General features: G+C 54.0%; 19 protein-coding genes and 1 pseudogene. 10 read left to right on the top strand and 10 right to left on the bottom strand.

Annotated features, from left to right (window positions below; all coding sequences use genetic code 11):
• Positions 1-200: 200 nt before the first annotated feature.
• Positions 201-404, top strand: a pseudogene (locus AB9F26_RS01475) (IS3 family transposase); the annotation flags it as partial.
• 218 nt (positions 405-622) lie between these two features.
• Here the strand turns inward: AB9F26_RS01475 and AB9F26_RS01470 are convergent.
• Positions 623-1,225 (bottom strand): TetR family transcriptional regulator, encoded by a 603-nt coding sequence (locus AB9F26_RS01470; protein ID WP_369755084.1) that lies wholly within the window; start codon positions 1,223-1,225, stop codon positions 623-625.
• A gap of 206 nt (positions 1,226-1,431) precedes the next feature.
• Between AB9F26_RS01470 and AB9F26_RS01465 the strand changes: the two genes are divergently transcribed.
• From AB9F26_RS01465 to AB9F26_RS01455, 3 genes are all read left to right on the top strand, one after another.
• Complete coding sequence (locus AB9F26_RS01465) at positions 1,432-3,180, top strand: CocE/NonD family hydrolase (protein ID WP_369767115.1); 1,749 nt, start codon at positions 1,432-1,434, stop codon at positions 3,178-3,180.
• A 366-nt stretch (positions 3,181-3,546) separates the two neighbouring features.
• The gene (locus AB9F26_RS01460) at positions 3,547-4,134 is read left to right on the top strand and encodes a hypothetical protein (RefSeq protein ID WP_369755086.1); all 588 of its coding nucleotides are present in this window, start codon (positions 3,547-3,549) and stop codon (positions 4,132-4,134) included.
• Positions 4,135-4,856: 722 nt separating this feature from the next.
• On the top strand, positions 4,857-5,453 hold the full coding sequence (locus tag AB9F26_RS01455; RefSeq protein WP_369755087.1) for a hypothetical protein: 597 nt from the start codon (positions 4,857-4,859) through the stop codon (positions 5,451-5,453).
• An 11-nt stretch (positions 5,454-5,464) separates the two neighbouring features.
• Here the strand turns inward: AB9F26_RS01455 and AB9F26_RS01450 are convergent, their stop codons facing one another.
• Positions 5,465-8,902 carry a glycosyltransferase gene (locus AB9F26_RS01450; RefSeq protein ID WP_369767114.1) on the bottom strand — a complete coding sequence of 1,146 codons (3,438 nt, stop codon included), beginning with the start codon at positions 8,900-8,902 and terminating at the stop codon, positions 5,465-5,467.
• Between the two features lie 237 nt (positions 8,903-9,139).
• Between AB9F26_RS01450 and AB9F26_RS01445 the strand changes: the two genes are divergently transcribed.
• From AB9F26_RS01445 to AB9F26_RS01430, 4 genes are all read left to right on the top strand, one after another.
• Complete coding sequence (locus AB9F26_RS01445) at positions 9,140-11,701, top strand: DUF3131 domain-containing protein (RefSeq protein WP_369767113.1); 2,562 nt, start codon at positions 9,140-9,142, stop codon at positions 11,699-11,701.
• An 819-nt stretch (positions 11,702-12,520) separates the two neighbouring features.
• Entirely contained in the window at positions 12,521-13,297 is a 777-nt protein-coding gene (locus AB9F26_RS01440; RefSeq protein ID WP_369767112.1) for a VOC family protein, read from the top strand.
• A 5-nt stretch (positions 13,298-13,302) separates the two neighbouring features.
• Complete coding sequence (locus tag AB9F26_RS01435) at positions 13,303-13,773, top strand: SRPBCC family protein (RefSeq protein WP_369767111.1); 471 nt, start codon at positions 13,303-13,305, stop codon at positions 13,771-13,773.
• Between the two features lie 23 nt (positions 13,774-13,796).
• Positions 13,797-14,150, top strand: a complete 354-nt coding sequence (locus AB9F26_RS01430) for a VOC family protein (RefSeq protein ID WP_369767110.1) — start codon at positions 13,797-13,799, stop codon at positions 14,148-14,150.
• Positions 14,151-14,267: 117 nt separating this feature from the next.
• Here AB9F26_RS01430 and AB9F26_RS01425 read toward each other — a convergent pair whose 3' ends face one another.
• Positions 14,268-14,384: a hypothetical protein gene (locus AB9F26_RS01425; protein ID WP_369757517.1), complete on the bottom strand. Its 117-nt coding sequence runs from the start codon at positions 14,382-14,384 to the stop codon at positions 14,268-14,270.
• A 143-nt stretch (positions 14,385-14,527) separates the two neighbouring features.
• On the opposite strand from AB9F26_RS01425, the gene AB9F26_RS01420 reads away from it, so the two are divergent.
• Together AB9F26_RS01420 and AB9F26_RS01415 are read left to right on the top strand one after the other, a co-directional pair.
• A complete protein-coding gene (locus AB9F26_RS01420) occupies positions 14,528-15,016 on the top strand; it encodes a transporter (RefSeq protein WP_335585146.1) in 489 nt (162 codons plus the stop codon).
• A 329-nt stretch (positions 15,017-15,345) separates the two neighbouring features.
• A complete protein-coding gene (locus AB9F26_RS01415) occupies positions 15,346-17,121 on the top strand; it encodes an SLC13 family permease (protein ID WP_369767109.1) in 1,776 nt (591 codons plus the stop codon).
• 23 nt (positions 17,122-17,144) lie between these two features.
• On the opposite strand, the gene AB9F26_RS01410 is transcribed toward AB9F26_RS01415, so the two are convergent.
• The 7 genes from AB9F26_RS01410 to AB9F26_RS01380 are packed head-to-tail and all read right to left on the bottom strand — an operon-like array spanning position 17,145 to position 22,589.
• Complete coding sequence (locus tag AB9F26_RS01410; RefSeq protein WP_369767108.1) at positions 17,145-17,897, bottom strand: ABC transporter permease; 753 nt, start codon at positions 17,895-17,897, stop codon at positions 17,145-17,147.
• The gene (locus AB9F26_RS01405; RefSeq protein ID WP_369767107.1) at positions 17,894-18,619 is read right to left on the bottom strand and encodes an ABC transporter ATP-binding protein; all 726 of its coding nucleotides are present in this window, start codon (positions 18,617-18,619) and stop codon (positions 17,894-17,896) included. The genes AB9F26_RS01410 and AB9F26_RS01405 overlap by 4 nt, the downstream gene beginning before the upstream one ends.
• Positions 18,616-19,299: a TenA family protein gene (locus AB9F26_RS01400; RefSeq protein ID WP_369767106.1), complete on the bottom strand. Its 684-nt coding sequence runs from the start codon at positions 19,297-19,299 to the stop codon at positions 18,616-18,618. Before AB9F26_RS01400 ends, AB9F26_RS01405 begins: the two co-directional genes overlap by 4 nt.
• Positions 19,296-20,234 (bottom strand): ABC transporter substrate-binding protein, encoded by a 939-nt coding sequence (locus AB9F26_RS01395; protein ID WP_335585067.1) that lies wholly within the window; start codon positions 20,232-20,234, stop codon positions 19,296-19,298. The genes AB9F26_RS01400 and AB9F26_RS01395 overlap by 4 nt, the downstream gene beginning before the upstream one ends.
• Positions 20,231-21,226: a ThiF family adenylyltransferase gene (locus AB9F26_RS01390; protein ID WP_369767105.1), complete on the bottom strand. Its 996-nt coding sequence runs from the start codon at positions 21,224-21,226 to the stop codon at positions 20,231-20,233. The genes AB9F26_RS01395 and AB9F26_RS01390 overlap by 4 nt, the downstream gene beginning before the upstream one ends.
• Positions 21,223-21,819, bottom strand: a complete 597-nt coding sequence (locus tag AB9F26_RS01385; protein ID WP_369767104.1) for a thiamine phosphate synthase — start codon at positions 21,817-21,819, stop codon at positions 21,223-21,225. Before AB9F26_RS01385 ends, AB9F26_RS01390 begins: the two co-directional genes overlap by 4 nt.
• Positions 21,816-22,589 (bottom strand): thiazole synthase, encoded by a 774-nt coding sequence (locus AB9F26_RS01380; RefSeq protein ID WP_335585064.1) that lies wholly within the window; start codon positions 22,587-22,589, stop codon positions 21,816-21,818. The genes AB9F26_RS01385 and AB9F26_RS01380 overlap by 4 nt, the downstream gene beginning before the upstream one ends.
• Positions 22,590-22,591 lie beyond the last annotated feature (2 nt).

Raw genomic sequence — 22,591 nt, 5'->3', positions numbered from 1 at the left:
GATACTCATGGAGCGTTGGTCTCGTCATGCATCAGAGTTCAGCGATACAGTCGATTCGACGCGGAATTCTAACGCTGCAGGCAAAAACTAAATGTGAAAAACTCTGCTATCACGGGGGGCTCCGAAGCCTATCATCCCCAGACACAGGACAAGACCCCCTCTCATCGCCGCAAGCTGCGACCGCCGGGCTAGTGGGGTGATGGCGTCAAGCCCGGAAGAACCGCATCCTGCTAGAAAACCACTTCCTGCCCGGCGATCTCGAAGCGCTAATCGACGCCTTCGTCGATCAATATAATCACCAGCGTTACCCTTTGACCGGCAGGGCATGCTTGCATCACCGAAAAAGGATCAAACGAAAGACGCTCGAAGCGCGCCCCTTGCATCACAGACAACGCGCCGCATAATGAAACCAACCTGATGAGCCAAACTCTCTCTTTGTTTACGCCGCCCTTGGACCCAAAAACCCCGACCACGTACACCTCTAACAAATGCGGGGATCAACGCCGCACACTATCAGCCTAAGCCGAATCCTTGGGCCTGTTTTGACCTATCAGAGGTCATCTGAGCGTCACCATGCATTGCTCAATCGTTTAACGAGAGCCATATACAAATGACCGCAATGTCACTGGCCTTCAAGAATGCTCTGAATTGACGGACCAATCATGGTTGCAATCTCATTGCGCGACAGGCTCTTCACCAAGGGGATGCCGATCATATCACGGGTCAGCACCAGACCCATCAACATCGAGATCACGACCCCTACACGTCTCGCACTTTCTTGTCCGTCGCCGAATTTTGGGCCAATAACGGACAAAAGTCGGACCTGAACGAACTCTCGAAGTTGTTCGGCGGCAAAGTCGTTCGACGTCGCCCCTCGCAGCGTGGCCATCAGCGCCTCGGTGTCGGAGCTCTCCTCCCACAAGCTTAGAAAGGTTTGGGTCAGGCTTTCCCCCAAACGTTCCTTGGGTCCGTCGAATGCGGCAGCGATGCGATCTTGAACCTCGTATGACAGGGCAAGACTGGCCGCAAATAGCCCGTCTTTCGATTTGTAAAACTGCATTACCAGCGCGGGATCGACGCCTGCATCGGCCGCAACCTTTCGGATAGAAGTCGCGCTAAAACCGTCCTGAGCGAATCGGGTTTGTGCTGCCTGAAGCACGTCATTTCGGGTTGTGTTTGGTCCGGACCTGCGACCAAGGCGTGAAGTATCTTGAGGCTTTTTCATATCAATTACCGTCTGTTAGATCGAAATATCAACAACCGTTGATTTCCTGTGGTGAATTCATTATACCTACAAACGTTGATATAACGCAGATCCAGCTCACGCTCCACCCCGTAACGACGGAAAGCGTGACTCCCAAAACCGGCCGGGCTCCAACAGATGACCAAAAGTGGTTCATCGGCGATCGGCCACATGGAAAGGTTAAAGCCATGAAAGATATTACATTCGCACAGCTGCCCGCTCTGCCAGATAACGCAACCCGCCAAGGGCTATTCAGTGGCTTTGCCGCAGGCTCGGTGACTTTACCCAAGGGTTTTCGCGTCAGCGATAAGTTCGCTCCCCTGCCCGTCGATATCATTTTGGATAAAGACGTAGCTGTGACCCTGCGCGACGGCACCACAATCTACACTGACGTGCTGCGGCCTGTATCTGATGAAAAAGTGCCCGTCATTGTTGCGTGGAGCCCTTACGGCAAAAGCTGTGGCAACGCCCCTCAATACGACGATCTATTCAGCCTTTTGGGCATGGACCCCAGTATTCTGTCAGGTTTGCAGAAATTTGAGGGGCCAGATCCCGCATACTGGTGCGCCAAAGGCTATGCTGTCTGCCAGCCTGATCCGCGCGGCACTTATAATTCTGAGGGCGATGCCCGTTGGTGGAACCGCCGTGAAGGTGAAGATTTCCACGATTTGGTAGAATGGTGCGGGACGCAAGAGTGGAGCAACGGCAAGGTCGGTGCTTCGGGCAATTCATACCTCACGGTTTCGCAATGGTTCATGGCCGCAGAACGCCCTGCGCATCTAGCCGCCATCGCCCCTTGGGAAGGCATGAGCGACATCTACCGCGATCTCATACTGCGCGGCGGTATCCCCGACTATGGGTTCTCTAAAACCCTGCGCAATGCCTACATTGGCAAAAACCAGCGTGAAGACCTGATCCTTGACGCAGACGCCCATCCGCTGCGCGATGAATTGTGGGAACAGCGTGCCCCCGACTTTAGCAAGATCGACGTCCCCGCTTATGTGGTGGCAAGCTACTCCAACTCGATCCACACCCCCGGCACGTTCCGCGGATGGCGTGACATGGGATCAACGCAGAAATGGCTGCGCATCCACGCCACTATGGAATGGCCCGACTACTATATCGAGGAACATCAGGCAGACTTGCTGCGGTTCTTTGACCGTTTCCTCAAGGATGTCGACAACGGCTGGGAGGACACCCCAACAGTGCGATACACGTTGCACGATCTGGAAGGCGCTGACCGTACCAACCTGCCCGCAACACAATTCCCACCCGAGCAGGCGGTCGCCACGCAATATTTCCTAGATGCAAGCACAAGCACATTGGGAACCGAGGCACCCTCTGCTGCAACAGCAAGTTACGACGCGACCACCAAAGATGGGTGCGTGGAATTTGCAATGACCGTAGAGAAAGACACCGCCTTCATTGGCTACCCGCGTCTACGTCTTTTCGCGCAAGCAGATGGGTCTAACGACATGGACATCTTTGTACTTTTGCAAAAGCTCGACGCCGATGGGCGCTTGATGGAACAGATCACAATCCCGAACAAAAGCCCACAGATGCAACAGATGACCCGTGAGGGGGCCTCGATCCTGAGTTACAAGGGGTCAAACGGGCGGTTACGGGCCTCAATGCGGCAACTCGATACGGACAAAACCACCGACGACGTGCCGGTCCACAGTTTCGACCGTGTCGAAAAACTGGCCAGCGGAGAGATCGTAGCGCTTGATTTTGACCTCTTTCCAACGGGTCTGCTGCTTTATGCAGGTCAACAGTTGCGGCTGATCGTGGGTGGCTACAACACCTTGGGCGGCGCGATGCCAGGCACCGAGAACCTCGTGCCTGACAACCACGGGCGGCACGTGATCCACACGGGCGGGGACCATGCTTCGTTCCTGCGGATCGGCACGATGCCTTTTGCCGCCGATCCTGAGTAAATACGCACAAGAAGCCGTGCGCGTCATCGCCGCGCACGGTCAAAACACGCAGTATTGGACTTATGGCATACACCGATGCCACGCCTGACCAATATTGGCCGCAATCACACCCTTTTTAAACTGTGACTGACAGCCTTCCACCCCCCCCTTATTAGTAACCATAATCAAAAACCGATCGGGCTTTTGCAGCCACGAAATCCGACGCCTGCCACGCGCAAGATGTTGGCTCGAAGGAGGCACTGTAGAAGGGACGACGGCTCTACGAACAAAGATAAAAACTTGTTTTGTAATGACAAGACGCGCATGTTGTTCGGAGTGCTCTACCCCCGCTCACACCTAGAGGGCTTTTTTTAACAGGAGTGGACAATGCTAAGCGGATATTTGAACAAAGGCACCAAGTTGATGGGACTAGCTGAGTTGGTAAATTCCGGTCGCCCCGGGTTTGATGGATGCTTCAGAGTTGTGCCAGTCGGCGGGTCCATGGTGATCGAATTCTTCGACGCCTCGCAGCGTAAGGATAAGGGGAAGATGAAAGCTGTACGGATTCTTCCGTATCGCTCGGGCATGATAAACCAAGTGGCCCTTGGCGGGCAGGAAGTAATCAGCGGTGAGTTTACAGGTTGCGTCATGACCCTCTTTAAGAAGGGTGGCGCCCTAACGGCAGGGCACGTAGACACCAATAAAGATACTTCGCAGCGGGCAGCCTATGGTGATTTGCTCGCGGCCAATGGAAATAATGCGGTCGCGGAGTATGACACAACTGGTAAGTTGACTGCATATCCCGGCGTCGATGGATCAACCTTGCTGTTTTGCGTGGCGACAAGTAGCGCTATCAATCACTATTTTGTTTCCAAAAGCAGTATTGGGGTGTCAAAGAACATTGCGGCGAACCCAATAATGGGAACGGACGGCGGCTGGCAAATCCGAAACGAGGCAATTTATACTATTCTCTAATTACTGGAAGCCTTGGCCCGAAGGCGACCCAGCGGTTTTTGAGCCCTTACTTCTGGCAGATTTTGACGCCGATGTTTTGCTTGGGGGAGACGGCTCCGCCATCAAAATTTGCATAATACTGGTGGTCGGTACGGGGCGAATGCAAACTGTCTCTCCAAGGACCATGACACAGCCCTTAATCTTGCACTGATTTCGAGCGGCTCAAGGAAAGCCGTGTCGCAGCCCACTTTAAAATGCCCCCTTTGCACTCGGCTGCTCTCCCACACCCGCTTCATTACCCAGCTCCACATTTGCAGCGAGATTAATGGCGTCAGAGACGCTATATTGAATGCGGCAAAAAATGAAATAGACGCGATTCGCCGCATCCATAAGCCATAATACCACCGGAACCGCCTCAAACTGGCAATGTCTAACCGGCCCGATGACTGTCCCAGAAAAGGGATGATATCGCCTAAACAGCCTAAATTTGGCATGAATCGGCCTAAATAGGTCTTATCTGGTGCAATTTTTGGCAAAAACATGCCAAATCTAATACGCAATGGCTTAACTTCTAGACATAGTAATAGTTTCTATTATCTACAGTACCACTAAATATAGTCTCTACGGATGCCGCTAGTTTTTGCCATTCCGTTGTCACAAAAATGCCTGAAAGACAAAATATAATTAAATATTAACTAACTTAATGCTGGTATGAGACTGGGACCAGAATGAGGATTTGGCTAATGTCGAAACAGATACTGAAAAAAATTGTCGCTTTAAGTGGTCTGTCTCTTCTCATCGGCAGCTCTGCGATTGGCGAGCAGGTTACCCGAGCGAACACTTCGTATGCCTCGTTGAGTGAACTTGCAAATGGCCAGGAAAAAAGCTTCAACGCCTATTTGACCGGCTACAGTTATTGGGACAACACCCCGCCCGGCTCTGCTGCGATCGCAAGACCGGTCATTCATAAACGAGCTGGAGGCACAGGGTCCTACAATGATCCGATCACGATTGCTGTCGGTCACTCAATTGTAGGCGGCAAACAAACTCTCGATTTCCCTTCAGGTACGCGTTTCTATATTGGGTCCATTCAGAAATACGCCATCGTTGAGGATGTTTGTGGTGACGGGCCCACGCCTCAGGGTGGTCCCTGCCACACGGGTCGTAACGGTTTGCCGTGGCTCGACATCTATGTTGGTGGTCGCAGGGCGGGTCCGGAAATTGCGGATGAATGCATGCGACGGATTACTGCGGTTCACACATTTATCATCAATCCGCGCTCCGGATACCCTGTGATTGCCGGAGAACTTTCAAACAACTGTCAAATCCTATCCAGCTGATTTGACCGCGCTCAGGTCCATTGGCTCAACTTAACCGTGCCCATCCGCTTGAGGGTTCCCCATTTCGCGAGTCGCCCAGTTAGGGCGCGCAAAACGGATCGATACACGGTGAAATAAAGCATCTGGCGGTAGAAAATCCGTTGGAACGGGATGACCCAAAGTTGCGAATAGGTTTCCGAACCGTCGTTCCGCCGATCCAAGCGTACAGCCGTAACGGCCAAAATAATATCCATTAATGGCAGTAAGATATATCCCGCGAGCAATATGTATGAGGCGTTAGGATCTAGCGGTGGTCGGCCTGCTAGAAACTCCTTGATGGCCACGCCGACAGTGGTGATGAGGACCAAATCAGCGATGGGCGCAAAGAGGGCGAATAACACGCCAAATATCTGGAGGTCCGTTAACGACACAAGACCAATGGTACGCTTTTCAGTATAACAGGCACGGTGTTTCCACGCCATTTGCATCATACCTAAAGTCCACCGAAGGCGCTGTTTGAGAAAAGGCACAAGGGTAGCAGGCGCCTCTGTGACTGAAATCGCATCCTCGACAAAGCACACACTGTATCCACATCTCTGGATTGACACGGTTAGATCAGCGTCCTCTGCGAGGGTGTCGCCTGAATAGCCCCCTGCCTCCTTGACCGCTGCGACACGCCAAGCCCCAATCGCGCCTGGCACAACAAGCATCCCGTTGATTTTGTCGAATGCGCGGCGCTCGAGATTCTGGGCAGTTATATATTCTACTGCTTGGAGACGCGTCAGAAGATTGAGCCGATTTCCGACTTTCACGTTCCCCGCGACCGCGCCCACTTTTGGGTCACTGAAGGGAGCCACGAGCTTTCTGATTGCATCCTTGCGCAGAACTGTGTCGGCATCAATCGCCACCACTATGTCGGTCGATACGTACCTGTAGGCCGCGTTGAGGGCCCGCCATTTCCCTCCATTTTTCTGTCTGTGAACCTTAACACGACGGTCCTTTTTGAACGCGGAACGGACAACGTTCCCCGTGCTGTCCTTCGAACCATCGTCAATTACCAAAACCTGAAGGTTGCTGTAATCCGAGGCAAGGATCGTCTTTATGGATGCTTCAATGACCGTCGCCTCATTATAGGCTGCGACAACGACCGTCACCAAAGGTTCGTATGCGGGATCCCTCGGACCGATGGGTCGTCGAGTTAGCGCCAGAAACAAAATTGTGAGGGAGCGCAAAATGCCAAGCACGACAGTTAGCCAAAAAATCGTAATGAATGCCGATTTGGCCATTGTCAAAAAATTGAACGACATGCCATGCAACTGGGCCTCGAAACTGTCATCTAGCGGCATAAGATCGGAAACTTTTAGCCCCAAAATTTCCGTTGCCGAGACAAACTCATAGCCCTCCGCCCGCATCTCATCAATCATTGGCCCCAACGCGTTGACCGTTGCGCTTCGATCTCCCCCCGCATCGTGTAACATAACCACTCGATTTCCCCTGTGGGCCCCCTCGCGGACATGTTCACGGATGTCTTCGGCTGAATTATTCGTCCAATCATATGTAACCACGTCGCTACTCATCTCAATGTAGCCGAGCGATGTTGCAACACGGATCGGTTGTACGAATTCCGCCGTATCTGGCCCTTGGCTTTTGCCAAAGGGCGTCCGATATAGCGCCATACGATGCCCTGTGAGGCCAGCAACAATGCGTTGCACGCTGTTGAGTTCAAGCCTAACCCGACTTGGTGAAACCTCCTCAAGCTTAGGATGGAAAAAGGAGTGGGACCCCACGATATGCCCTTCCCGCACGATCCGCTTGAGGACTTTTGGAGCAAGCGCGATGTTCTGTCCAACGACGAAGAATGTGGCCTTAACCCCTTTATCTTTCAGAACATCGAGCACTTTCGCGGTGAAAACCGGATCGGGCCCATCATCGAAAGTCAACGTGATCTGGTTTCCGCTGGGTTCTCCAAAGCGTTCAATGAGGATTGGCATAGGCAGGACGGCGTAGTCTTGTGCGTGGATAAGGCCATCCCCCTGATCGCCTGCAAAACTGCGGCGCCCCAAGACGGCTTCGGAGGACAGATGGTAAAACGATCCTTCGCCAAAATAGCGAACGCCGTCCGCAACGGAAACGGTTGCAAGCCGATCCTTCAGAGTAGCAAAGGATTCACTCTGTAGGGCCAAGACATCCCAGACACCGGGATCCTCGCGCCCAATGGTCCAAACCGCGACACCCGCTAGACCATATCCGTCAAGCGCGCGAAGTTGGTTGTGGAAAGAGGCGGCGTCGAGAAACCAGCTGACGTGGCGGCGTTTCTCGCGGTCAACACGGATAGCTTGGCTATTGAGGTCGGTATCAAAATAAAGCACCTGCCCCTCATCCAACACTGTCTGGCTGATTATGGAGGTATAGTCTGACCTGACCGGTTCGACCTGCCCACTTTCCCAATCATATCCCCCAGTTCCCAAAGCAAAAACAAGCTTGTCCGAAGGCACACGTTCCGCAACGAAGTCAGCCGATTCTGCGAACCATTGCTGTGGTGCTATTGGTGCCGGAAAGGAGCCAGCGAAAGGTTCGCGTATCATTGTGATGACAACCCTGTCAGACGCGGCAACAAGGGTGGTATCCATCCAAAATTCGTTATCGAAATCCATGACCGAACAGGTTTTTAGATTAAGCCCCGCGAAACCTACCTTGAGCCGCTGTAGTATATCCGCCGAATAGCCGACCGTCTCGGAGGGAAAGCCGCTCGTATCAAGACAGATACCGTCGAGGTCGTTGGCCACTGCAATATTGATTACCTCATCCACAAGGGACTGGCGCAACTTGGCCGTGCCAACCAGCGCTTCCACATCTTCGATGCTGCTAAATTCGGGCAGGGATATACTTGGCATTAACGCAAAATCATCCCGATTAGATTTTATCAGCTTCTGAATGCGGTCGCCATATTCAAACTTCGTCCCTAGATTCAAGACGGGACGCTCTAACCCTGATATTTCGTACCAAGCAGGTACAAGTACGTCAATCTGCGCGCAATGTGCCTCAAGCGAGGTATAGGACCAGATCGGCTCAATCGGCAAAAATGCGAAGATATCGCGTGAACCTTGTGTGAGCGCGTCGCGCCGCCCCCGCTGGCCATTGCAATTCGACAAGGCGTTTTTGCCGAGTGGTGAGGGGGATTCTGTGAAGTTTTCATCCAGCCCCTGAACGCTGAGGGTAAGGGCTTTGGCTGTTACCTTAAACAGAGGTTCCGAGAGGGGGGCGGCAAAAGGTGCAAAATCAAAATCAACATTCTCCACTTTGGCGATTTGAAGTCCCAAAGCGACACCCCAAAGGAGAAACGTAGAAATAAGAGTAACTGCAAACAGGGCCACCCTGCGCGACCGAATACGCGCAGGATCTGAAAATACAGGTAGTCGCTCAAGTGGGCCCTTTTTCTTCGAGCCAGAACTCTTGAAATGCGCAGTCACTCTTCCCACCCCCCAAGTATTAATCCCCGTAAAACACCGCCTAGAAATTGAAATATTTTTGCAATTGCCAAGCTTCACCCTGAATATAAAGTAAAACAAATTGGCACCTTGCAATTGACGCAAATCACTGCAAACAACTTAAGACATTAGTATTTTTAAAATAAAATGGCCTTTTTTATCGCCGAAATGGTGCACAGTGTTGTTATTCTGGAATAATTAGAGGGTGTTCAAAGAACGATGAAAATTAGTCGCCGCAATCTAATGCTGCAGCTCGGAATTCAGCTTCCCGCTATGGTTGCGCTGCCTTCTATTTCTCGTGCCGAATCACCCTACAAATCGTTTCAACTCATTCTTACGGGCATTACCTCCACCACCCCCCCCGATAGCCTCCTCGCTCTCCTTGAGCCATTCGTGAGCGCAAATATCCCTGTCAGTTGCATTGTGTCGCCAGAAATTGCCACTGGCACACTTCTTCCTGATAGCAGTTTGGCCGGCTATCTTCGCCGTTTCATAGCCGACTATCCGGCTCAAATTGAGATCGTCCTCAAGGCGCCAACGCTGTCCGAGCGACCATATTATTTTCAATCACGAATGGCGACCCAAGCGCGGCGTGCTCTTGAGGACGGGCTTGTGACCGCACAGTCGGACCATCAACTTACTCGTTCTGTGCTGACTGTGGCAAACTTCGGGACGTCGGGGAGGTATCAACCTGGTGGCGTACGAGCTGCTGGATTTCGGACGGTTCTCAGCTTGCCCGAATCCGGGATCGAACCTGCAGACAGCCGCTGGGACCAGAGTGTCCTGCACATTTTTGGCGGGATGCACTTCGGGCTAAACGAGTCCTTCGATTCAATCAAAAATGCGCTGACCGCGAGCATTCAAGACGGCACGCGATCTTTACTCGCTCTCTCTCTCGAAGGTCTCACGCCGGAGAATAGTGGCCTCGCCGCCCAGCGAATGATCAAGATTGCATCCCTAATATCCGAATTTTCCTTGGCGCGGCAGATTGTCCCGACAACCCCAACTGACTACCATGTCCGCGCATCTCCTGACCCCGAAACTGTAATTGGCCTACGGCTGGATGTCACAGGCAAGCCGGACGAACCCGGCGGCGAAGCCGCGCTTGAGCTTGCTGAGTGGCTTCGCGCCCATAATTTTCATTTCACCGTGGCAGGCGAGCATGCTCAATCTTGGCAAGAGGATGGAGGAGATGTTTGTCCGCTCGCAGGCCAAAGTAGCGACGAGAGCCTCGTAAACTGTCGCATGCTTGGCGACGAGTCTGACCAAAAGAACACGCCTAGAGTGCCGCCACGGATTGCGATGGTTCCCTTTCCCGAGATCGACTTGATTGCTGGTGTCGATCATCAGGCAAGCCTCCACCCGCCAAGGTTACATTTTATCGACGAAACGAATTCGTCGTCACAGGCCGCCTCAAAAATCGGGATCCTCGAAGATACCGTCCTCGTCCTTGATCAGAAATCCTATAGGAACGCCGCGCAACGGCAACGGACGATAGCCATCATCAATAGACTAAAGCACCATTCGGGTTATTGGATAACCGATGTAGCAACATTGGCGGATCAAATCCTGCCAGCCGACTCGCTCAGTTCAGTCTATCATCAAACCCAAGAGATAATGCACAGTGAACAATTGGCCTTTGCCCAAAGCGAGCAGTTGGATCGCGACTTACTCCTTCGCGATGCAAAACTCGCTTGGCGTTATTTCAAGAGGTTCACAAACGCAGAAACTGGCCTGATTTCTTCAACGACCTATCTTGTTGATGACGTAAATACGTTCTTCGATTACGCCACGATGTGGGATATCGGAAGCCAACTCCTCGGCATGGTCGCGGCAGTGAAACTTGACCTGATGAGCCTGACTGAGCTCAATAGTTGGGCCGAGCGTATAATCGAAGGGCTGCCAGCGGTAACGATTCAGGGATTGCAGCTCCCGGGCTCTTTCGTTCATGTGGCCTACGAAGAAGAGCCGACGCCTTCGTTCAATACTTGCGATACTGGGCGCCTTCTCAATGCTTTTCACCAGCTCAGAACCTTTTCGCCTGCATTGAACGATCTCATTGAACAAAAAGCCGCCAGCTGGTCCCTCAAAGAGACCATCCACGACGGACGGATGCACGATGTTTCGGAACTGCTCACCTATGATCGCTTCATCTCGCATTGCACCAATTACGCAGCGAGAGGATACGCCGCTTTTGGCATCGCCGCCCAAAGCCCTTACGCGCCATTAGACGGGCGAACCGACGCGGATGCGGTGATCGAGTTGCTTTTCAGCGCGTCTAAAATCGGAAGCATTGGTGCCGAACCACTGCTTCTAGAAGGTGTCGAGCTGGGCTTCACGCCAGAGACCCAGTACCTTGCCGACATGTTATTTTCCGCTCAACTTGAAGACAATCAAACGACCGGCACGATGCGTTGCGTTTCCGAAAGCCCCATAGATATGGCCCCATGGTTTACATATCAGGGCTATAGCATCGACGACTTCGCAAATCCGTGGCGGGTTCAGGTTATTTCTGATGACGACCAATATACGCAACCCGATTTTTTACGTTCGATCGAAGTCGTGAGCGTCAAGGCAGCGTATCTCTGGGCGGCCACTCACCCTCACGAATATTCCCATGCTTTGGTCGATTACGTCCGCTCCCGCGCCCGCATTGAAAATTTCGGTTTTTCTCCCGGAATATACATGAAAAACGGCCTTCCGATGGCGGGATATTCCGACCTGAATACCAACGGGATTATCCTCGAGGCTATTGCGCATATTTTGAAAAAAGAGGTTTGAAAACAGGCGAGAAAACCGGACGCAATTTGGTTCAGCTAAACCGCAGCGTAAGCATTTTTCCGCCCTGCTCTCCAAACCCCCTTCGGCCCAAATCCTCTCGACTATTTTTCGGACTTGGTACAGACCGCCAAAGTGAATTTGAAAATTAGATTTCTATTTAGGAAGGACGCAAAATGTGGTCCCCTATTCCCTCCCTCATTTGTGCAGGTTTCGCAGCCACTTCCGAGACCTGAGCAGAACAAAATTTCAGACGCGAAACGCACCAAGTTCGAGGCCAGTCCGAGAAGCTCGACATCGTTCTCTTCTTCGTTGATGACATGGGCTATGGCGATCTGGCTCGGGACGAGGATGAACACAATCGGCATGACTCCCTTGGCGTATACCATACCCTAGCGTAGGTGGAGCCTATATCGATGGTTTCGTTGCGGCTCTCGGCGGAATGGGGGACTTAGAGAATTTGTCGCCTCGGATAACGTCCCCCAGATGGAGATTACACTCAGTTTCGGGGTGTAAAAAGGCACCACGTGGGAGGGCGGTGTGCAGGACAAATGGTTCACAACGCATCAGACATTGTTGGCCGATTTTGGTTTTGTTGACCAACTCACCAAACCTACGGTATTCTATCTCTATGGTAAGGTCCGCCAAATTGAGTCCTGAACGCGCCAATGCCCGCCCATGCTTATTAAGCCACGCGGACCACTAACTTTTTCGAGACCAAGGCGGATACCATTTGCAAAACAATAAGCGTCATTAAAGCGGCCCGTCGCCGCACAATCGAACAACTCTGCAAACGTTCACTAGTACAAAGGAGACAGACCAATGACCAATCGTGAAGGCACCCCTATCTGGTATGAACTGAAAACGCAGGACACCAATGCGGCGCAGTCATTTTACGAAAGCGTCATGGATTGGACGTTCGAAAAAATGCCGGGCGGACAAGAGATGGACTACAGTGTCGCCTCTGCCAAGAAGGAAACCGTTGCCGGGGTGATGCGAACTCCCGTCCCCGCGCAGGGCATGCCGAATATGTGGTTTATGTATGTCGGGGTCGAAGATGTCGATGCCTCGGCAGTCAAGGTAAAGTCGCTTGGCGGGGGTATCAATATCGAACCAACCGATATTCCCGGCGTTGGGCGTTTTGCCTTTTGTACCGATCCACAGGGTGCGCATTTCTATCTGATGCGTGGCACCAGCGAGGAAGATAGTGCCGCCTTCACACCGATGAAGCCTGGCCATTTCTGCTGGAACGAACTGGTAACCTCCGACCAAAAGGCCGCGCTCGGTTTCTACAGCAAACTGTTTGGCTGGGAAAATGGCGGCGCGATGCAGATGGGGCCTGCGGGGGAGTACACTTTCATAATGCATGATGGCGCAATGATCGGTGGCGTCATGGACGCGCCAGAAAAAGGCACCCAGCCGTTCTGGAATTTCGCGATGCAAGTCACCGATATCGACGCAACCAAAGAGACGGTGGAGAAAGCGGGCGGCACCGTTCGAATGGGGCCTAATGAGTTACCAGACGACAGTGGTTGGCTGATTCAGATTGACGATCCGCAGGGCGCGAAGATCATGTTTGTCGGTGAGCGCAAAGGTTGAGCGTTATGAGTGACTCCAAAAACAATCACGATCTTGTCCTTGAACTGACCCTTGATGCACCCCGCGAAAATATCTGGCGTTGCTGGACGGAAGCCGTGCTCCTGGAACAGTGGTTCACGCCAAAACCGTTCACAACAGAAGTTGAGAGTATCGACTTGCGAGTCGGTGGTTCCAGCGTTTTCATCATGCGCGGACCGAATGGCGAGGAGATGCGCAATTCTGGCGTCTATCTGGAGGTCGTGCCCAATGAACGGCCGGTATTTACTGACGCGTATACCCAAGCGTGGAAACCATCGGCAAAGCCCTTCATGACGGGCGAAATCGTCCTGAAGGATGCGGGGGCTGGCAAAACTCGTTACACCGCTACCGCCCGCCACTGGAGCGCTGAAGACCGGAAAAGTCATGAGGAAATGGGTTTTCACGAAGGCTGGACATTGGCGGCGCGACAACTCGAAGAACTCGCCAAAACCCTTTAATTGGACTCGGACGGTGAAATATTATGGAACCTCAGCAAAAAATATCTCCCTGCCTTTGGTTCGAAAATAAGGCGCAGGAAGCGGCAGAGTTCTATGTCTCTGTCTTTCCAGAGTCACGCATCGACCACATTATGCGGTCGGGTATCGACTGGCCTGCGGGCAAGGCTGGGGACGTCATCCTTGTCGAGTTCACCCTATCAGGGGTCGCTCATCAGGCACTGAATGGAGGGGCGGGCGAAGCCTTCAATAACGCGGTTTCCTTGTCGGTCAGTTGCAAGGATCAAGCTGAGGTTGACAGGATTTGGGGTGCATTGATTGCTAACGGAGGTGAGCCCATCCAATGCGGCTGGCTAAAGGACAAATATGGTGAAACTTGATGTCGCGGGGCTGAAGGCTGCTTACGAGAACAACTTTTAACGATGCTCGGCGACGCCCCTTCCTTTCGTACCTCTGGGCAAACATTCGGTACGCATACGCCGACCACTTCATCCAAGTTACGTCCTCACCTCCTTGAATTGAAGTCTGCGATATTCGCATGGGCTCGATCCCGTCATCCGGAGGAATGCGCGCGAAAATCGCTTTGGATTTTCGTACCCAGACATCATTGCCACATCGCGGGCCGTTGAGCGGGGCAGGCATAGGGGGCCCGGTCAAGTCTCGCAATGCCCACAATCAGGCGCAGGTCTTCACCTTCGCAGCGAATGCGGGTGCGACTGATCTGTCATCTTGAACATCGGGGCGGAATAAGCGTTCGATTCTAACGCGGCCGATCGGCGCATCGAGCACGGCGACGCGGAATGGGCATTGCCAATCCAAGGTTATAGCTACGGCGGCGGGACCTCTGGCTCAAAACAACTCGGTCGCGGCAAAGGGGATCGAGTTTTCCTCCGTCGGAGGCGTAACTTACAACCTTGAAAACAGTGACACGGGGTATCGGAACGGAATCGACGCACACCTAGATTGGTCCGCATCACGGTTCCTGAATGAAAACTGGCAAGTTGGCCTTGTGGGGTACGTTTATGGCCAGCTAACCGGCGATACGGGGCCGCAACCTGCCAACAACGGGCTGAAATCCAGCGGCGCGGCCATTGGCCCGCAAATCGGCTACTCGTTTACCGTCAACGGGCAGGCAGCTTATGCGAACTTGCGCGGGTACAAGGAATTCGCTGCGGAAAACCGCGTTGAGGGCACTGCAGTGTTTGCAACACTATCAATCCCCCTTGGGCGCAAGGCGTCGAAGTAAACCACGCAAGGGTCGCGACTGTATTCTGGGCCGCATCTGCAAAATCACCTACCCCTTTTGGTAGATATTTTCATGGAAGCAATACGAAAGGGGAATACACAATCGCGGAATTGCTCTCGGATTCCGATTATGCCACCGCACTTTACGGCAAATGGCAAATTGATGTCTATGAAATGGCGCAACTACAAGACGATCCAGCGTACATCGTGACACAACTGCCGTTGTACTTTGATCTGGCCCGGGCTTCTTTGAGGAATGGTAGCGCTTTGCATTGTGGCAATTGATGGTAAGACTATCATCAAGCGCTCAACAGAGAGAAGTATTGCCTAATGCCATCTGACCAGACCCTGATTATTGCGATTTTCGCTGTCCTTTTTGTGCTGCTTGTCTGGGGGCGTATCCGCTATGACCTCGTCGCATTCGGAGCCCTCGTGCTCGCCGCCATTTTGGGGCTGGTGCCGACCGAGGATGTCTTTTCCGGCTTCGGTCATTCGGCCGTCGCCATCATTGCCTTAGTCCTAATTGTGTCACGCGGCCTTGTTGGGTCGGGCGCCATCGAAAAACTTGCAGAACGCGTTTTGGACTCCGAACGCCCCCTACCGCTGCATATCGCAGTTATGGCAGTCGTCGGCGCTGGTTTGTCGGCGGTTATTAACAATGTGGCCGCGCTGGCGCTGTTGATGCCGCTCGACATCGACGCCGCCGCCAAGGCAAAACGTACGGTCAGTAAGTCGCTGATGCCCCTATCTTTTGCGACTATTCTTGGAGGAATGATAACCCTGATCGGGACGCCGCCGAATATTGTCATCGCCGCTTACCGCGAGGACGTGCTTGGCGCGCCGTTTGGGATGTTTGATTTTGCCCCTGTCGGCCTGACGGTCGCCATCGCGGGGATTGCCTTTGTTTCCCTCATCGGGTGGCGGTTGCTGCCCAAACGCGAAGGGGCTTTTGAACAAGAAGGCGAGTTCGCCAAGGGCCGCTACATCGCCGAACTGCGCGTCGGCGACAAATCCATGGAAACCACGTCTAGTGTCGGCGACCTGTACCCGCTCGCGGAAGAACACGATTTGAATATTCTGGGGTTGGTGCGGCGCGGGAAACGCTTGCCTGGGTTTGCGGCCTCGCAGGAAATACGGGCTGGCGACTTTATTGTCGTTGAGGGGGAAACAAAATCTATTGAAACCTTTCTGGGGAAAAGCGACCTAGAGTTTTCAGGCTCCGAAAAGCACTCAGGTGGCGTCGCATCGGGCGGCTTGGCCCTCACCGAGGCCATCGTCCCGGAAGGTGCGCGGATTGCGGGACGCACTGCGCGGGGATTGAAGCTCCTGTACTCCCAATCTGTCACCCTCTTAGGAGTCTCGCGTAATGGGCGCCGTTTTACAGACAGGGTGCGCCTGTTGACGATCAGGCCGGGGGACGTACTTTTACTTCTCGGCGCACCCGAGCGAAACGCGGCAGCGGCGGCCTTTCTGGGGGTTCTTCCCCTAGAAGGGCGCAAGACCCAAGTCGTTCAACGCTCTAAAGCGGGCCTCTCAATTGGGATATTTTTAGCGGCAATTGGCACCGCCGTTTTGGGTTGGGTTGCGCTTCCGGTTGCCCTTGCGGCCGCGGTCATTGCCTTGGTCGCGATTGGACTCGTGTCGGGCAGCGATGTTTACGATTCCATCGAATGGAAAGTTATCGTTCTTTTGGCGAGCCTTATCCCGCTTGCAGAAGCGTTTGAAAATTCTGGCGGCGCAGAACTTATCGCTTCACAAATTCTTTCTATAACGGACGGCTTCCCCGCTTGGGTCTCGCTTCTTGCATTGATGATTGTGACTATGACCCTGTCAGATTTCCTGAACAATGTCGCAACTACACTGATCGCCGCCCCGATTGCGATGGGGATGGCTGCGGCAACCTTCACGAATCCGGATGCGTGGCTTATGACCGTCGCAGTGGCCGCCTCTTGCGCCTTTCTCACCCCGATCGGGCACAAAAACAACACCATCATCCTTGGACCTGGCGGATATCGGTTTGGCGATTACTGGCGTATGGGCTTCCTGCTTGAGGTGCTGGTTGTGGCGGTCGCAATGCCGACGATTCTGATCGTCTGGCCTCTATAGAGCGTTCGGATTTTCGAGTGCCGTCACGTGTGGTGTGTCGTCCCCTCCGCATACCTTGTTAAGCGTGCAGCCAGATTACCAACGGTAATGTGGAGGAGAACCGTCAAACAGGCCAGCACAATGAGACTTGCGAACATCAAGTCGATCTTAGCGCGGCCATTGGCCAATAACATGAGGTATCCAAGCCCTTTGGAAGCGCCAACCCATTCGCCGATCACCGCGCCGATTGGGGCATATACCGCGGCCAGCTTAAGTCCGGTGCCTAGATTTGGCAGCGCGTTTGGAATTTGCACGTACCGCATGAAGTGGAATTTTCCCGCCCCCATCGAAACCGACAAATCACGGTATCCCCCGTCAATGCGGGTCAGGCCGTCATGAAACGCCGTGGTTACGGGAAAGTAAATAATGAGGATCGCCATGACGATTTTCGACCCCATACCATAGCCAAACCAAAGGGTCAGCAACGGCGCGAGCGCGAAAACGGGTACGGCTTGCGTGAACACAAGCAGCGGCAAGATTAGCCGCTCTGAGGTTTTTGAAAGCGTTAACTGGATTGCGGTTAACGCGCCCAACACCGATCCAAGGATAAGACCAAGCAAGACTTCAACGCTCGTAATCCACGCATTTTCCGCAAGGATAACGCGGCTTTTATAGGCGGCCTTTGCCACGCGGCAAGGGGAAGGCAAAATATAATGCGGAGCATGTGTAAGCAACACCGCAGCTTGCCACAAAGCGAGACCAAGCAAGACCGCAAAAAGGATATCGCGTCGCCTCATGCCGGCACCTCGCGCAGATAGGCCAACAAGCGGGCTTGGCAGGAGAGCGTTTGTGAATCGTTAATTTCCCGCAATGCGGGCGTATCAGGGGTTGGCCAAACTGTTGCGTTTTGCGCGGACAGAATGATGATCTGATCGGCCAATCGGGCCGCTTCGGCGGGATCATGTGTGACGAGTAAAATGGTACGATCCGCCATAACTTCCGCGACCAACTCCTGCATATCCGCGCGGGTTCCGGCATCAAGCGACGAGAATGGCTCGTCCAAAAAGACAACGGGCCGATCTTCCATAACCGTACGTGCGAGGGCCGCGCGTTGTCGCATCCCGCCCGACAATGACTTCGGTTTCTGTGTGATGTGCTTTGCGAGGCCAACGCGCTCCAAAAGGGCAGTTCCACGGGTATAATCGGGGGTTTCTCCCCGCAAGCGGGCTCCAATACAGATATTTTCCAGAACGGACAACCACGGCAACAACAGGTCCGATTGCGCCATGTAGCTGATACGTCCAGCAAGACTCAAACCATCCGAGGCCTCGATTGTGCCGTCAAACTGTCCCCCCGTTTCCAGCCCAAGGATCAGTCGCAACACCGTCGATTTTCCGACACCGGACCGCCCGAGTAAGCACGTCCATTGGCCTGCGGGCAAGGTGAGGTCCGCATCGAACAACAGCTTCCCATCGATGCAGTGCGTCCCCGCGAGGCGTATGCTTGGCGGAATCGTCATTGCGTGTTGAGGCCCATTTGCCAGAAACCAACCTCAAGGGTCGTGGCCATAGAAAAGCGGTCTTGCAAGGCATTTACGCGTGGCGACGTTGCGAGTTTCCCAATTCGCCGCGCGACGGCACCATCGATCATGGAACCAACCCTGGCGCAAACCGACTGATATCCGGGGTTGGCATAGGTGTTAATCCAGTCGGCATATGGCGTGTCGGGGGCTTTACTCTCAGCCAAACGCAGGCCAATTTCGCCATATCCCATGACGCAGGGTGCCAAGGCCGCCATCAAATCTAGGAAGTCGCCCTGCAGGCCCGCATCCAAAACATAGCGCGTATAGGCAAGGTTCTCGACGGCTTCGGTCGCGTTAAAAAGCTTGGCTTCGTCAATCCCCTCGGTGGCGCAAACCGACACGTGAAGCGACATCTCGTGATTAACAAGTGCGTCAACGGTCGCAGCGCAAACCTTCATTTCCTCTAGCGTTTCGGATTTGACGACGGCAAGGGACCACGCGCGCGAGAAGTGCACGAGAAACACATAGTCCTGAATGAGGTACTGTACAAAAGCTTCGCGCGGCAAAGACCCGTCGCGCAAGCCTTCGACAAAGGCGTGGCGGGTATAATCCTGCCACGCCCCCGCTGCCCCCTCGCGCCAAAGCGCGAAGCTTTTGCCATAATCCGGCGCTATCATTTCGCTGTCACATCGATGGCGATTTTTGAAACAGGGTTCTGCGAGGGGATCAGTCCCGCTTCATTCAGGAAAGCTTCAAACGCCGCATAACGGCCCACATCCATCGCCGTTGGGCGCAACGCAAAACGCGGGAATGTATCAACCCAAGCGCGGGCGTTTAACTCGTCTTGCAATTCGGCGGAGGTGCTCGCGAAAACCTCAAAGCTTTCTTCAGGATGATTGACGATATACTGCGTCGCTTTCTCGGTTGCGGCCAAGAAGCGAGCGATCATCTCTTTGTCCATCGTGTCGGGGTTGGCCACATAAATCAGCTCATCATAGGCGGGCAGGCCCTCTTCTTCGACGAAAAAGCAATTGCCCTCGACGCCTTCGATTTCCATTTGGTTCAACTCAAAATTCCGATACGCGCCGATGACCGCATCAACTTGCCCAGACATAAGCGAGGGCGACAACGACCAGTTCACATTGACCATTTCGACATCATCTAGGGTCAGTCCGTTGTGGTTCAGGATCGCCCCCATCACCGCCTCTTCAACGCCGCCCACAGAAAAGCCAACCTTCTTGCCTGCGAGGTCCGCTGGCGATTTGATCGGTCCATCCGCCAGCGCTAGGAGGCAGTTCAATGGCGTCGCAACAAGCGTGCCAACCCGTTGCAGCGGCAGTCCCTCATGAATGAGGAGGTGCAGTTGCGGTTGATAGGATATCGCCAAATCCGCCTTGCCAGCAGCAACAAGTTTCGGGGGATCGGACGGGTCGGCTGGGGCAATAATGTTCACCTCCAAATCTTGATCCGCAAAATACCCCATTTCTTGGGCGACAATGATGGGGCCGTGATCGGGATTCACAAACCAATCAAGCAGCAACGTCATTTGATCTGCGGCCATAATGGGGGTGGCCGCGAGGGTAAATGCGGTGGTTAGGGAGGTTAATTTCATGTGGTCTGCCTTTCGGTATGTGGCGTGTCGCCCATTGCAATGAGGGATATTTCTCCGGTCCAGTAGGTCCGAAGGTGAGTGGCGGCTTGCCATGCGCGCAAACCAGACCGGCAGGTGAAAACTGCGCGCTGGCCCGCGATTGGCGTGGGTTTTTGGTCTGCAAACTCCGCGACGGTAAGGCGCTTTGCAGTTTGCGTGACGGGGATTGGGGCTTCTGTTGCGTCGCGCAACTCCACCACAAAATCAGTCGGGGAAATATCCGATGCCGCGATGAACCCAAGGTCAGCCCTTGGCTCTGGGGCGCTATCAAATCGGAAGCCACCCGTGCGGAAATTTTGCATATCAAAGCTGAGGAGTTGGCCGAGGGGAGACGGGGATTGCCCAGTTAGATAACTTATGGCCATCTGGGCTTGGGCGGCGCCGATCATGCCAGCGACAGGCCCCATGACGCCTGCGGTTGCACAGGTTGCTGCGCGGTCTGGCAGGTCGGGGAATACTGCCCGCAAGGATGGAGCGGTGCCGCAAAACCCCGCCACATATCCCGCGAACCCAAGCACTGAGGCGCTGATCAAAGGAACCCTTGTCGCGTGGCAAATATCGGAAAGTGTGTAACTTGCGGCGAAACTATCCGCGCAATCCAAAACAAGGGTGCTCTGCGCGACAAGGTGCTGCGCATTTGCGGGAGTGAGCGCGGAGGTAACGCAACTAATTTCGCAATCGGCATTCAGGCGTTGAAGGGTCTCTTCGGCCACTTTTGCCTTTAATAGACCCACATTCTCTTCTCGAAAAAGCGTTTGCCTGTGAAGATTTGACAGCGAGACAACATCGCCGTCAACAAGGGTGAGGTGCCCAATGCCGGCCCCCACCAAATACTGAAGCACAGGCGTACCAAGCCCGCCAACGCCCACAACCAGCACCCGCGCCGCACGTAAGGCGGCCTGCCCAGCCTCGCCGATTTCGGGAAGGGCGGTCTGGCGCGCGTATCTGCTCATCGTGTTGCCGCCAACCAAGCGCGGACGCGGTCTTCGGGACTGTCCTTTAACGTAATATCGGTGACGGCGGCCACAACATCCGCACCAGCGTCAAAGGCCCCCGCCGCGCGATTAATACGCATTCCGCCAATCGCAATCAGGGGCGTATCCCCAATTAGGGTGCGCCATGTCGTTAGTTTCTCAATGCCCTGTTCATGCCATTTCATCTTTTTGAGGATGGTCGGATAGATGGGCCCAAGGGCGATGTAATACGGGCGAAGTTCAAGGGCGCGGGCCAGTTCCGCTTTGTCGTGGGTGCTGATCCCGAGGCGCATGCCAGCTGCTTGAATGGCCGCGATATCCGCGTCCTCAAGGTCCTCCTGCCCCAGATGGATATAATCACACCCCGCATCAATCGCGAGGCGCCAATGATCGTTGATGACCAGCGTGCAACCATGATCCGCACAGACGGATTTCGCCCGCCTGATATGGGCGCGAAGGTGGTCTGCACTTGCATCCTTCATTCGCAATTGCACCAGTTTGATTCCCAATGGGACGAGGCGTTCGAGCCAGTCCGCGCTGTCAAAAATGGGGTAAAATCGATCAAGCTTCATTCGAGAAACGCCTTTCCGATAACGGGGGTTGAGGGCGCAGCCATGTCGCGTGGCTCCATCGGGTCGGCAATCACTGCAATCTGTCCGGCGCGTATCGCGGTGGCGAATGCTTCGGCCATCGCGGCGGGGTCGCCCGCTTTTGCAACGGCCGTGTTTAAGAGCACAGCATCAAACCCAAGCTCCATTGCGCGTGCCGCTTGGGAAGGCAGGCCAAGCCCCGCATCGATCACCAAGGGCACATCCGGAAAATGGGCTCGCATCGCCCGTAATCCAAAAATATTATTCAACCCCAAGCCCGACCCAATCGGCGCGCCCCAAGGCATCAAAACCTCGCAGCCCGCATGGAGCAACCTATCCGCGACGACTAAATCTTCGGTGGTGTAAGGGAAAACCTGAAAGCCGTCCTCGCTAAGAATACGGGCAGCTTCGACCAGCCCAAAAACATCAGGTTGCAGCGTGTCCTCTTCGCCAATCACTTCGAGCTTGATCCATTTTGTGTCGAAAACTTCGCGAGCCATATGAGCGGTCGTGACGGCCTCTTTGACGCTGTGGCAGCCCGCGGTATTGGGAAGGATATGCACGCCAAGGTCACGGATCAGACGCCAGAAATCCTGCCCCGCCCGATCCTGTCCGCTCTCGCGGCGCAGCGAAACCGTCGCGACACTCGCCCCACTCCGCTTAAACGCATCTGCTAAGATCGCAGGGGACGGATATTGCGCGGTGCCGAGCATGAAACCATTGGCAAGGGTCGTGCCATAAAAATCACGCATCC

The sequence above is a fragment of the Falsihalocynthiibacter sp. BN13B15 genome (assembly GCF_041205415.1).
GTDB lineage: Bacteria > Pseudomonadota > Alphaproteobacteria > Rhodobacterales > Rhodobacteraceae > Falsihalocynthiibacter > Falsihalocynthiibacter arcticus.
Note: the sequence above shows the minus strand (reverse complement) of the source record. Positions and strands in the feature narration are given on the sequence as shown.